Here is a 12,028-nt window from a genome sequence, read left to right on the forward strand (position 1 = left end):
GGGAAACTCCTTGTCGATGACTGATATTGCTTCTGCCGCCACGCGCCGCCAAAATCCCGCCGCGCGGCTGGTGATCGGCCTGCTTGCCGGAACCATGCTCGCCGGTGTTCCGGTCGCGGCGTACGCCCAGGAAGAGGCTGCCGAAGCACCGGCGCCGGCCCCGCTGGCGCAGCAGGACATCGTGCGGAGCATCGCGGTCAGCGGCGCCCAGCGGCTCGAACCGCAAACGATCCTGTCCTACATCAAGCTGCGTCCGGGCGACGTCTGGACGCAGGCCGCCGGTGACGCGGTGCTCAAGGATCTCTACGCGACCGAGCTGTTCGCGAGCGCGAACGTGGTCAACAACAATGGCGACGTGGTCATCACGCTCGTCGAGAACCCGGTCATCAACCGCATCATTCTCGAGGGCAACCGCCGGATCAAGAACGACAAGATCCTGCCCGAGATCAAGCTCTCGCCGCGGCAGATCTTCACCCGCTCCAAGGTCCGCGCGGATGTCGCGCGCATCATCGAGCTCTACAAGCGCCAGGGCCGGTTCGCCGCCACGGTCGAGCCGAAGATGGTCGAACTTAGCCAGAACCGCGTCGATATCGTCTTCGAGATCAGCGAAGGGCCGAAGTCCAAGGTTCGCCAGATCAACATCATCGGCAATGACGCCTTCTCCGACGGCAAGCTGCGCGGCGAGATGCTGACCAAGCAGGCGCGCCTGACCAGCTTCCTCAGCTCGAACACCAGCTACGATCCCGATCGCCTGGCCTTCGACCAGCAGAAGCTGCGCCAGTTCTACCTCACCGAAGGCTATGCCGACTTCCGCGTGGTTTCCGCGGTCGCCGAGCTGACCCCCGACAAGCGCGATTTCATCATCACCTATGTCGTGGAAGAGGGCGAGCGCTACAAATTCGGCGACGTCAACGTCGAGTCGCAGATTCGCGACTTCAACGACGAGGCGATGACCGCCCGTCTGCCGATGAAGAGCGGCGACTGGTACGATGCCAAGCAGGTCGAGGACACGGTCGAGCAGATGACCGAGCTGGCCGGGACCTTTGGCTACGCCTTTGCCGACGTTGCGCCGCAGTTCACCCGCAATCCGGAAACGCTGACGATGGATGTCTCCTTCGTCCTGCGTGAGGCGCCGCGCGTCTATGTCGAGCGGATCGACGTGAACGGCAATACGCTGACGCAGGACAAGGTCGTGCGCCGCGAGTTCCGCCTGGCCGAAGGCGATGCCTTCAATTCGCTGTCGGTTTCGCGTTCGACCGCGCGCATCAATTCGCTCGGCTATTTCCAGGAAAACTTCGAGATCAACCAGGTCGAGGGGAGCGCTCCCGACCGGATCGTGCTCGAAGCCAATGTCGAGGAACAGGCGACGGGCGAACTGCAGCTCTCGGCCGGCTTCTCGAGCATCGAGAATTTCATTCTCGCGGGGTCGATCCGCCAGCGCAACTTCCGCGGCCGCGGCCAGACCATCGGGCTCAGCCTCAACTATTCGCGCTATTCGAAATCGGCGCAGGTCAGCTTCTCCGAACCCTACGTCTTCGACCGCAACATCTCGGCCGGGGTGGACATCTACCGCCGTGACCTCAACAGCTTCAATTTCCGCAACAACCAGCGCAACACGACCTTCCAGCAGTCGACAACGGGTATCTCGCTGCGCGCGGGCGTTCCGCTGACCGAGTACGTCTCGGCGATCGGCAGCTACACTTTCAACTATGACGACGTGTCGCTCGACGAGGGTCTGTATTTCTCGGACCGCGACGGCGACGGCGTGGCGACCTGCGACCCGCTGCTCGCCAGCCGCTATCTGTGCGAGGCGATCGGCAAGCGCACGAGCTCGATCCTCGGGCTGACGTTCAACTACAACACGCTCGACAGCCGCCTGCGGCCGACGCGCGGCGAAACGCTGAGCTGGACGACCGAGTTCGCCGGGCTCGGCGGCGACGTCAAATACATCCGTTCGCGTGCGCGCGCCGGAAAGTACTGGCCGGTCGGTGGAGGCTTCATCTTCTCCGTCACGGGCGAGGGTGGCTGGATCCGCAGCCTCGAAGACAACAACATCGCCGGCCAGGACGACGTTCGCCTGACCGACCGCTTCTTCCTCGGCGAACCGCAGATGCGCGGCTTCGACATCCGCGGCGTCGGCCCGCGTATCGTCCGCTTGCGGTATCTCGATGACGACAACGACAGCTCGACCCCGCTCGTCCCGCAGACGATCGAGGAAGCGCTCGCCAGCGACCAGCGGGTCGACGATGCCCTCGGCGGGAAGGCCTATTACCTCGGCCGCGCAGAGCTCGAAATTCCGCTCGGCAGCGGCGCGCGCGAGATGGGTATCCGTCCGTCGATCTTCGTCGACGTCGGCTCGCTGTTCAGCGTCACCCGCCCGATCCTGCAGGACTATCCCGATGGCCTGCAGGCGACCGATGCCAACGGCAATCTGCTGTATCTCCAGCAGGGCGTCGACGAGGATGGCAACGACATCATCGAGTCGGTTACCAATCGCTTCGCCCCCGACGGCTCGGAAAACACCCGCAGTGTCATTCCGGGAACTTACTTCAAGGAAGTGTTCGTCGGCGACAGCCCGGCACCGCGCATCTCGGTGGGCGTCGGCGTCAACTGGAACTCGCCGTTCGGTCCGTTCAGGATCGATGTATCTCACGTGCTTAAGAAGCAGGTCGGCGACGACGACAAGATGTTCTCCTTCAACGTAGGAACGCAATTCTGATGAAACTTTTCGCAAAGACCATTGCAGCCGCCGCTCTCGCCGGTGCTGCAGCCATCGCCACGCCTGCCGCTGCGCAGGTCGCCGGAATCGCGACCAGCAGCCCCGAAGCCGTCCTGTTCGGCAGCAAGGCACGCGTCGAGGCCTATAAGCAGATCGACACGCAGTATGCCGCGCAGATCGGCCAACTGCGCACGCTGCGCCAGGAAATGGCAACGCTGCAGCAGACCCTCGACACCGACAAGAACGGTCAGCTGACCCAGGCCGAAGCCCAGGCCAACCCGACCGCGGTCCAGCAGCTTCAGCAGAAGGAACAGCAGCTCGGCCAGGTTTCGCAGCCAATCGTGCTGGCGCAGACCTATGTGCTCGAGCAGCTGATCAACGACTACCAGAACGTCCAGCAGCAGGTCGTGCAGCAGAAGAAGATCCAGATCCTGCTCAATCCGGACGCCATCCAGTGGGCCCCGGCGGCAGTCAACGTCACCAACGATCTCGTCGACGCGCTCGACCAGCGCATGCCGAGCGTGCAGATCACGCCCCCGGCTGGCTGGCGCCCCCGTCAGGAATCGCTCGCGGCGCAGCAGACCGTCTCGCAGATCCTGCTTGGCGTAGCGCAGCAGCAGGCCGCGCAGCAGGCTGCCCAGCAGCAGACCGAGCAGCCGACCGGTCGCTGAGTTCGAACCAGGGAGCAGGGGAATGAGCGAGACCGGTTTCGACGTTGTCGAGGTGCTGAAGCGCCTGCCGCATCGGTATCCCCTGCTGCTGGTCGACCGGGTTGTCGAGCTGGTCGCCGACGAACGCATCCACGCGCTCAAGGCGGTCAGCTTCAACGAGCAGTTTTTCCAGGGCCATTTTCCCGGCGCGCCGATCATGCCCGGCGTGCTGCAGATCGAGGCGCTGGCGCAGGCCGCCGGCGTGCTCGCAGTGGAAAGTCTCGGCCTCGCCGGCTCGGGCAAGCTGGTCTATTTCATGGCGATCGAGAACGCCAAGTTCCGCGCGCCCGTGACCCCGGGCGTCCTGCTCGACCTCAAGGCCAGCTTCGTCCAGAAGCGCGCGCGTGTCTGCAAGTTCGCGGGTGAGACCTCTGTCGACGGCAAGGTGACATGCGAGGTGAGCTTCACCGCGATGATCGCGGACGCCCCCGAATAAGGTTGCCAATCCCGGCGCTCGCCGCTATGCGCGCGCCTTTCCCATTCACAGCTGGACCGGTCGGAACCGTTCCGAAGCTCAAAGGACGACTATCATGAAGGCCGAAGGTCACCCCGATTACCACATGATTACGGTCAAGATGACCGATGGCAGCGAATTCCAGACGCGCTCCACCTGGGGCAAGGAAGGCGACACGCTGACGCTCGACATCGACCCGACCAGCCACCCGGCCTGGACTGGCGGCACCAAGCAGCTTCAGGAAGGCGGCCGCGTCGCAGCCTTCAACAAGCGTTTCGGCGGCCTTTCGCTCAAGAAGAACTGAGCCTCGCCAGCTTGCGAAATCGCGAAGGGCGGTCCTGTGGGGCCGCCCTTTTCCGTTGGCGCCTTTCAGTTGGCGCAGGCGATGCAACGCGTGGCAATAGGGCGGGCCAGGAGCCGCTTGCGATCGATCGGCTTCCCGCATTGGCTGCACGTGCCATAGGTGCCGTTTGCGATCCGTAGCAGGGCCAGGCGGACCTGGACGATCTCCTGTCGCAGGATGTCGTCGACCCCCTCAAGCGCTTCGTCATCGGCCAGGTCGATCGCCTGTTCGCCCGAATCGGCATCGAGCGGGTGGCGCAGATCGTCTTCGATCACCTCCGCGCGCTCGAGCAGGTCGGCGAGCCGTTTTTCGAGTTGTGAGCGGATCTCGCTGTAGTCGGTCATTCTCGGACTCCCTTTCTCTTTCGTCCTCAGCAGCTTAGCACGAAGAGGCGGGCCGGGGGATTGATCCCGGTCAATCGCGTGTAGGATCGAAGCGCATGACACCGACATATCCGTAATCGCCCCCATCGGCCGGATGGCTCTGCCCGTCGAATACCGGCACCTCGGGCAAGTCGTAGATCGTCATTCCGTCGATACAGGCGAGGTTGAGCCCATAGTGGTCCGGCTCGGAGCGGAGCTGGTGGAAGGGATGGATGCCGCATTTCGAGCAGAATCGATGTTTCGCCTCGCCGCTGCCGAAGGTGTAGAGCGTCAGCGCCTCCTCGCCCGCGGTGATGGTGCAGTCCGCGATCGGCACATCGAGCATCACGACCCCCTTCATCGCGCAGATCGTGCAATTGCACCGCCGGATCACCGGCTCGGCGGGCATGGTGAAGCGAAACCGCACCGCGCCGCAGTGGCAACCGCCGTGATAGGATTTTCCGCCCTCGATCATCTCACCAACCCCACGGTTTTTCGCGATACCATTTGGTGATCACGTATTTGAGGCCCTTGCGCACCTTCATGCCGTGATGGATCGTGTTGGGGTTCTCGCGCAGGTCGGGTCGGCGGTTGTTCCAGCACACCAGCTTGCCCGCTTCGGGCTGGAAGGTCTTACCCACTGCCTTGAACCTTGTCGCGCCGCCGGCCTCGACATCGTTTAGGTAGATCATGAAGGTCCAGGTGCGCTGGCCCGCGACCGAGCAGTATTTCGTCCAGTCCGCACCGCCCGGATTGAAATAGTCGCAATGCGGCTTGAACTCCTGCCCAACGTCGTAGCGCTGCCCCTGCAGCGGCTCGCCGTGCGCCGGGTCGATCCCGTTGAGAGCGAAGAGCAGGCCTTCGAGCGCGCGAACTGCGGGCTCGTCCCCGTCGAGATCGCAGGTTTCGCTGGTCCGAAAGTACCGGTCATCGCCAGCGTCGGCGAGGGTGGAGGGGCGGCGATCCTGCTCGATCAGTCGGATCAGCTCTTCGGTGAGTTCAGCGGGCACGAAATCGCGTAGCTGGAAGAGTTCGAGCTTCTCGCTCGGCACGCGCTGCATCCCGCCTCGTTGCAGAAGCTTTTCAGGTGAAGATTCGCCCGGTGCCGACATCGGCCCGAAGATAGCGTGCGGGCCGTCTCCGGCAACCGCGAAAGATAATTGCGCACAATTGCGGGCAATGCGATTTTCGCTTCCCAATTCCGGTTCATTGTGCAACAGGCACGCGCCGTTGCGCAGGGCGGCTTGACGCTGATCCGCTCACGCGTATCAGGCCCCTTCCCGGGCGGATCCGGGGGCATGTGGCGATCGTAGCTCAGTTGGTTAGAGCGCCGGTTTGTGGTACCGGAGGTCGCGGGTTCGAACCCCGTCGATCGCCCCATTTTCTCCCCCTTCTCAGCGCCGTCCATCACAGCTCTTTGGGGGCACGCAACGCATGACGGCATTCTGGACCGAAGCGGATTTCGACGACCATGAACTGGTTCAGGTGGTACGAGACGCAAAGAGCGGCCTGACCGCCATCATTGCGCTGCATTCGACCCATCTCGGCCCCGGTGCGGGCGGCACGCGCTTCTGGCACTATGCCGACCCTTCCGACGCGATGCGCGATGCGCTGCGCCTGTCGCGCGGGATGAGCTACAAGAACGCGATGGCCGGCCTCCCCATGGGCGGCGGCAAGGCGGTGATTCTCGCCGACAAGGACAAGACCAAGACCCCTGAAATGCTCGCCGCTTTCGCCGATGCGGTGGACGCACTGGGCGGCCGTTACGTTACGGCGGAGGACGTCGGCATCTCGGAAGCCGACATGGCCGCGGTGGCACAGCGCACGCAGTTCGTCTCGGGCCTGCCGGTCGAGGGCGAGGACGCCGCCGGCGGCGATCCGGGACCTTTCACCGCCCTCGGTATCTTCCTCGGCATCAAGGCGGCGGTCCAGCACAAGCTGGGCAAGGACAGCGTCGAAGGCGTCCATGTCGCGCTGCAGGGCACAGGCAGTGTCGGCGGCGGTGTCGCTCGTCTGCTGGCCCGTGACGGCGCGAAGCTGACCCTTTCGGACATCCACATGGACCGGGCAGAGGCGCTCGCCGCCGAACTCGGCGCGGATACGGCTGCGCCGGATACGATCATGTCAGTCGCCTGCGACGTCTTCAGCCCCAATGCGCTCGGTGCGATCCTCGACGACGAGGGCATTGCCCGGCTCGACTGCCAGATCGTGGCCGGCGGCGCGAACAACCAGTTGAAGCGCCCGGAACACGGACCGATGTTGGCCAAGCGCGGTATTCTCTACGCCCCCGACTATGTCATCAATGCGGGCGGAATCATCTCGGTGACGCTCGAATATCTGTGCCGCAACGATCAGGCGCCCTGCGACATCAACGAGGTGCGCAAGCGGATCGCGCTGATCCCGGGCCGGCTCGAGCAGATCTGGCAGGAAAGCGACAGGACCGGCGCTTCGCCCGACCAGGTTGCCGACCGCATGGCACAGGAACTCATCGGCCGCTAGAACTGCGCCCTTGCGACACCGGGTGAGCACTGCCAAAGCGGAGCCGGACGGTAATTCTCGATGCATGGCTTCGCCAATCCCAAGCGCTTCCTGTCGCTCGCAAACTGGCTGACACCGCTGCTGCTCGGCAGTGGCCTGCTGGTGAGCGCGGGCGCGCTTTTCTGGGGCCTATTCCGTGTCGCTCCCGACCGGCTGATGGGCGAGACGGTCCGGATCCTCTTCCTGCATGTGCCGACCGCCTGGCTCGGCATGGGCGGGTGGAGCGTAATCGCCCTTTCCAGCCTCGCCTTCCTAGTCTGGCGGCACCCGCTCGCCGCGCTGGCCGCGCGCGCTGCGGCAGTGCCCGGTTTCGTCTTCACCGTCATTTGCCTCGCCACCGGATCGATCTGGGGCCGACCGACCTGGGGAACCTGGTGGGTATGGGACGGGCGGCTCACGAGCATGCTGGTGCTCGCCTTCCTCTACCTCGCCTATATTGCGCTGGCGCAGGCCGCCGAACGCGAGGGTGTCTCGCCCCGCATTCCGGCCATCTTCGGTCTTCTCGGCGCGATCAATATTCCGATCATCAATCGCAGCGTGGTGTGGTGGAACTCGCTCCACCAGCCGCCGAGCATCACCATGGGCAAGAGCGCGATCGACGCGCAGTTCCTCGTGCCGCTGATGGTCGCCGTGCTCGGCTTCTCGCTGCTGTTCGGCGGCGTGGTACTTGCGCGCATGCGCGCGCTCCTCGCCGATATCCAGGCCGAGGCGCGCCTGCGGCGCCGAGCGATGGAGGCCGCGTGATGCGTGAGGCGCTCGACCAGTGGGATTTCGTCGTCGCCGCCTATTTGGTGGGCATCTTGGGGACGCTCGGCATGGTCGCCTGGGCGTGGATCGACATGAAGCGGGCTGAAAGACGCCGCGAGGAGAGCAGGCGCAAATGAGCGCGTGGAAACCCAAACACCAACGGCTCGTGCTCGTCGCGCTGGCGCTCGTCGCGCTGGTCGGGGCGGGGCTGCTCGCCGCCTATGCGCTGCGCAACCAGGCGAGCTATTTCTACCTGCCCGAGCAAATGCTTTCCGACCCGCCCGCGGTGGGTCAGGCGGTGCGCCTCGGCGGCATGGTCGAGAAGGGCTCGCTCCAAACGGCACCCGACGGTGTGACGCTCACCTTCGCAGTGACCGGCAACGACGGCTCGCGCGTACCGGTGCGTTTCAGCGGGATCGCGCCCGACCTCTTCATCGAGGGCTCGGGCGTGGTGGCGGAGGGGCGCCTCGGCCCTGACGGGACCTTCGTGGCCGACACACTCCTTGCCAAGCACGACGAGAACTACGTCCCGCGCGAATTGCAGGAAATGGACGAGCACCAGGCCGCGAAGATGGCCGAGGAAACGACGGTCGGCATCGAATGATTGCCGAACTCGGTCTTGCAGCCCTGTGGCTTGCCGCCGCACTCGCCGCGATGCAGATGGCCGCGGGTTTCATGACGCTGCGCGTCGCAGGCCCCACCGAGCTGGCGAAGCTGATCCGCCCTGCGGCGATGGTGCAGGGCGTGCTGGTAACGCTGTCCTTCGCCGCGCTGGTCTGGCTGTTCGCGGTGACCGATCTCTCGGTGAAACTGGTCGCGGCCAATTCGCATTCGATGAAGCCGCTGGTCTTCAAGCTCTCGGGCACCTGGGGTAATCACGAAGGTTCGATGCTGCTGTGGGTCATGGTCATGGGGCTCGCCGGCGCGCTGATCGCGGCGTTCGAGCGGCGCCTGCCCGAGCGGACGATGAACGCGACGCTCGCCGCGCAGGGCGTGGTTTCGCTCGGCTTCTACGCCTTCCTTCTGCTCAGCTCGAACCCCTTCGAGCGCCTGCCCGTGCCTGCGGCCGAAGGCATGGGCCTCAACCCGCTGCTGCAGGACATCGGCCTCGCCTTCCACCCGCCCACGCTCTATCTCGGCTATGTCGGCCTCTCGGTCGCCTTCAGCTTTGCCGTCGGAGCCCTGCTGACGCGGCAGGTGACCCCCGACTTCGCCCGCGCGATGCGGCCCTGGGTGCTCGGCGCCTGGGTGCTGCTGACGGTAGGCATCACCGCGGGCAGCTATTGGGCCTATTACGAACTCGGCTGGGGCGGTTGGTGGTTCTGGGACCCGGTCGAGAACGCTTCGCTGATGCCCTGGCTCGCCGCGACTGCGTTGCTCCATTCGGTCAGCGTGCTTGCCAGCCGCGACGCGCTGCGCACCTGGACCATTATGCTCGGCGTTGTAGCCTTCTCGATGAGCATGGTGGGCACCTTCCTCGTGCGCTCGGGCATCCTCACCAGCGTCCATGCCTTCGCGGTCGATCCCGAGCGCGGGACCTTCATCCTTGGCCTGCTCGGCCTGTTCATCGGCGGCGCGCTGCTGCTCTTCGCGCTGCGCGCCAGCACGATCAGCGAGGGTGAGCGCTTCGCCGTCGCCAGCCGCGAGGGCGCGCTGGTCTTCAACAACGTCATGCTCAGCGCGATCCTCGCGATCGTTCTGCTCGGCACGCTCTACCCGCTGTTGACCGAAGCCTTCGACGTGCGCGTGTCGGTCGGGCCGCCCTATTTCAACCCGGTCGGGGCGATCTTCGCGGTGCCCATGCTGCTGGTCATGGCGGTCGGTCCGCTACTCCGATGGCGCCAGGATCGGCCCGAACGGATCGGCAGGGAGGCCGCGCTGTTCGCCGCGCTGGTACTGGCGGCGCTGCTGCTGTTCGGCTTGCTGGCTGATGTCGCGCTGCTGCCGCTGCTCGGCCTCGCACTGGGTCTCGGTCTTGCGATTGCCAGCCTGATGCCGCTGCGCGGGCGCAAGCTGACGCGCACTCCACTCGCCACCTGGGGCATGGTCGTCGCGCATTTCGGTATTGCGGTGGCGCTGCTGGGAATGGCGAGCGAGAGTGCCTTTTCGGTCGAGCGGCTGGCTGCCGTGGGCGAGGGTGACAGTACCACGGTCGGGCCGTGGACGGTCGTCCTCCAGGCGGTCGAACCGGTCGCCGGCCCCAACTGGACCGCGCTGCAGGGCCGGATGGCGGTGAGCTATGACGGCGGAACTCCGATCACCGTGGCCCCGCAAGCGCGCAATTTCTGGGCTCCGCCGCAACAGACCACCGAGAGCGCGCTCGTCACCCGCTGGAACGGCCAGCTTTATGCGGTGATCGGCGACCGCGCGCCCGACGGACGCTGGCAGCTGCGGCTGTGGTGGAAGCCGTTCGTCCCGCTGATCTGGATGGGCGGCCTGCTCGTCGCGCTCGGTGGCGTGCTCGCGCTGTTCGGCCGGCTGCTGACCGATATCAGGAATCGTCGGCTCGCCGCGCGCATTGCCGAGCGGCGCGCCGATCGTGAGGCGCTCGCATGAGCTGGCGCCTGTGGCTTCCCCTGCTGGCTTTCGCGGGCTTCCTGGGTCTTGCGGCCTATCAGCTGACGCAGCCCAAGGACGAGTTCGTCGAAAGCGGCATGATCGGACAGGAGCTGCCCTATTTCGATCTCCCGCCGGCGATCGACGGTGTCGAGGGCGCTGCGAGCGTGCATTTCGCCGACGGCAAGCCGCGCCTGCTCAACATCTGGGCGAGCTGGTGCCTGCCCTGCATCGCCGAAGCGCCGCAACTCGAAAGCCTGAAGCGCCAGGGCGCGGACATCGTCGGCATCGCGATTCGCGACCGCCCCGCCGACGTCGCGCGCTTTCTTGCCCAGAACGGCAACCCTTATGCGCGCATCGGGCGCGACGATCTCTCCGAGGTGCAGCTCGGCATCGGGTCCTCGGGCGTGCCCGAAACCTTCGTCATCGATGGCAAGGGCGTGATCCGCTACCAGCATATCGGCGATATTCGCGCCGAGGACGTACCGATGCTTCTCGAAAAGCTGGAGGAGGCCCGATGATCCGCGCTGTCATTGCCGCGCTGGTTCTGGCGCTATCGCTGCCGCTCGCCGCCCAGCAGAACATGCCGCCCGCGCCCTATGCCTATCGCCAGCTCGACGATCCGGCGCAGGAAGCGAAGGCGCAGGAACTGATGGAAACGCTACGCTGCCTCAAGTGCCAGTCGCAGTCGATCGCCGACAGCGATGCGCCGATGGCAGGCGACATGCGCCACCAGGTCCGACTCCGCATCGCAGCGGGCGAGGAGCCCGAGGCGATCCGCGCCTGGCTGATGCAGCGCTATGGCGATTACGTCAGCTACAAGCCCGAGGTGAGCGCGACCACCTGGCCGCTGTTCGCCGTGCCACTGCTGCTGGCTCTGGTGGCAGGCGCGCTGCTGCTGCGCCGTTTCCGGAGGCGTGCATGAGCTGGCTTCCCATCCTGTTGCTGGCTGTGCTCACCTTCTCGCTGGCGGTCTTCGTGCTCAAACTGCCGCGGACGCTGTGGACGCTGTTCGGATCGGCGCTGCTTTTCGGTCTCGCCGGCTATGCCCTGCAGGGAAAGCCGGGAATGGCCGGGGCACCTGCGGATCCCGTCGCACAAGATGGCGACGTGACCGGCGAGCTGCTGGTGACCGCACGGCGCGAATTCTATCCTTCGGGGGCAATGCCCTCGCGCTTCGTTGTCACGGCCGATGCCTTCACCCGGCGCGGCCAGCACGAACAGGCAGCCAATTTCCTGCGCAATGCGGTGGAGGAAAATCCCAATGACAGCGAAGCCTGGCTGGCGCTGGCCAATGCGCTGGTCGAGCATGCCGACGGGCAGCTGACTGCTGCAGCGCTCTACGCTTATTCGCAGGCCGAGAAGGTCGATCCCGCCAATCCGGCACCGACCTATTTCCTGGGCATGGCCTTCCTGCGTGCAGGCGAACCGGACAAGACGCTGGCCTTGTGGCGCGAACTGCTCGAGCAGGCGCCCGAGGATGCCGAGTGGCGAGCACCTCTGGCAACGCGACTCGAACGGCTGGAGGCGATTCTGGGGATCGCGGCGGCACCGCCGCAGGTCGAGGACTAGGCGGCTGAACTTGCGCCGTGTTGCGAG

The 12,028-nt window shown here is 65.4% G+C and carries 15 protein-coding genes and 1 tRNA gene; 13 read left to right on the forward strand and 3 right to left on the reverse strand.

Translation table 11 applies throughout. From position 1 onward, the window contains the following. The first annotated feature begins 16 nt into the window (after positions 1 to 16). From bamA to rpmE, 4 genes are all read left to right on the forward strand, one after another. Positions 17 to 2,719: an outer membrane protein assembly factor BamA gene (bamA, locus tag K3181_RS12960; RefSeq protein ID WP_221603551.1), complete on the forward strand. Its 2,703-nt coding sequence runs from the start codon at positions 17 to 19 to the stop codon at positions 2,717 to 2,719. Then, positions 2,719 to 3,390, forward strand: coding sequence for an OmpH family outer membrane protein (locus K3181_RS12965; RefSeq protein WP_221603552.1), 672 nt, complete (start codon positions 2,719 to 2,721; stop codon positions 3,388 to 3,390). The genes bamA and K3181_RS12965 overlap by 1 nt, the downstream gene beginning before the upstream one ends. A 22-nt stretch (positions 3,391 to 3,412) precedes the next feature. Continuing rightward, a complete protein-coding gene (gene fabZ / locus K3181_RS12970; RefSeq protein WP_221603553.1) occupies positions 3,413 to 3,865 on the forward strand; it encodes a 3-hydroxyacyl-ACP dehydratase FabZ in 453 nt (150 codons plus the stop codon). Between the two features lie 94 nt (positions 3,866 to 3,959). Continuing rightward, on the forward strand, positions 3,960 to 4,187 hold the full coding sequence (gene rpmE, locus K3181_RS12975; RefSeq protein WP_221603554.1) for a 50S ribosomal protein L31: 228 nt from the start codon (positions 3,960 to 3,962) through the stop codon (positions 4,185 to 4,187). Between the two features lie 65 nt (positions 4,188 to 4,252). Here the strand turns inward: rpmE and K3181_RS12980 are convergent, their stop codons facing one another. The 3 genes from K3181_RS12980 to K3181_RS12990 all read right to left on the reverse strand — a co-directional run bounded on the left by K3181_RS12980 (position 4,253) and on the right by K3181_RS12990 (position 5,700). Then, a complete protein-coding gene (locus K3181_RS12980) occupies positions 4,253 to 4,570 on the reverse strand; it encodes a TraR/DksA family transcriptional regulator (RefSeq protein ID WP_221603555.1) in 318 nt (105 codons plus the stop codon). 70 nt (positions 4,571 to 4,640) lie between these two features. Beyond that, positions 4,641 to 5,063 carry a GFA family protein gene (locus tag K3181_RS12985; protein ID WP_221603556.1) on the reverse strand — a complete coding sequence of 141 codons (423 nt, stop codon included), beginning with the start codon at positions 5,061 to 5,063 and terminating at the stop codon, positions 4,641 to 4,643. Between the two features lies 1 nt (position 5,064). Beyond that, positions 5,065 to 5,700, reverse strand: a complete 636-nt coding sequence (locus K3181_RS12990) for a prolyl hydroxylase family protein (protein ID WP_221603557.1) — start codon at positions 5,698 to 5,700, stop codon at positions 5,065 to 5,067. A 191-nt stretch (positions 5,701 to 5,891) separates the two neighbouring features. Between K3181_RS12990 and K3181_RS12995 the strand changes: the two genes are divergently transcribed. From K3181_RS12995 to K3181_RS13035, 9 genes are all read left to right on the forward strand, one after another. Beyond that, a tRNA-His gene (locus tag K3181_RS12995) sits at positions 5,892 to 5,968 on the forward strand. Positions 5,969 to 6,022: 54 nt separating this feature from the next. After that, on the forward strand, positions 6,023 to 7,087 hold the full coding sequence (locus K3181_RS13000; RefSeq protein ID WP_221603558.1) for a Leu/Phe/Val dehydrogenase: 1,065 nt from the start codon (positions 6,023 to 6,025) through the stop codon (positions 7,085 to 7,087). 60 nt (positions 7,088 to 7,147) lie between these two features. Next, positions 7,148 to 7,870, forward strand: coding sequence for a heme ABC transporter permease CcmC (gene ccmC, locus K3181_RS13005; RefSeq protein WP_221603559.1), 723 nt, complete (start codon positions 7,148 to 7,150; stop codon positions 7,868 to 7,870). Then, positions 7,870 to 8,010, forward strand: coding sequence for a hypothetical protein (locus K3181_RS13010; protein WP_221603560.1), 141 nt, complete (start codon positions 7,870 to 7,872; stop codon positions 8,008 to 8,010). Before ccmC ends, K3181_RS13010 begins: the two co-directional genes overlap by 1 nt. Continuing rightward, positions 8,007 to 8,477, forward strand: coding sequence for a cytochrome c maturation protein CcmE (gene ccmE / locus K3181_RS13015; RefSeq protein WP_221603561.1), 471 nt, complete (start codon positions 8,007 to 8,009; stop codon positions 8,475 to 8,477). Before K3181_RS13010 ends, ccmE begins: the two co-directional genes overlap by 4 nt. Further along, positions 8,474 to 10,429, forward strand: coding sequence for a heme lyase CcmF/NrfE family subunit (locus tag K3181_RS13020; protein ID WP_221603562.1), 1,956 nt, complete (start codon positions 8,474 to 8,476; stop codon positions 10,427 to 10,429). Before ccmE ends, K3181_RS13020 begins: the two co-directional genes overlap by 4 nt. Continuing rightward, positions 10,426 to 10,950, forward strand: coding sequence for a redoxin family protein (locus K3181_RS13025; protein WP_221603563.1), 525 nt, complete (start codon positions 10,426 to 10,428; stop codon positions 10,948 to 10,950). The genes K3181_RS13020 and K3181_RS13025 overlap by 4 nt, the downstream gene beginning before the upstream one ends. Then, positions 10,947 to 11,354, forward strand: a complete 408-nt coding sequence (locus tag K3181_RS13030) for a cytochrome c-type biogenesis protein (RefSeq protein ID WP_221603564.1) — start codon at positions 10,947 to 10,949, stop codon at positions 11,352 to 11,354. Before K3181_RS13025 ends, K3181_RS13030 begins: the two co-directional genes overlap by 4 nt. Next, entirely contained in the window at positions 11,351 to 12,001 is a 651-nt protein-coding gene (locus K3181_RS13035) for a tetratricopeptide repeat protein (RefSeq protein WP_221603565.1), read from the forward strand. Before K3181_RS13030 ends, K3181_RS13035 begins: the two co-directional genes overlap by 4 nt. Positions 12,002 to 12,028 lie beyond the last annotated feature (27 nt).

The sequence above is a fragment of the Qipengyuania mesophila genome (genome assembly GCF_019711655.1).
Taxonomy (GTDB): Bacteria; Pseudomonadota; Alphaproteobacteria; order Sphingomonadales; family Sphingomonadaceae; genus Qipengyuania; species Qipengyuania mesophila.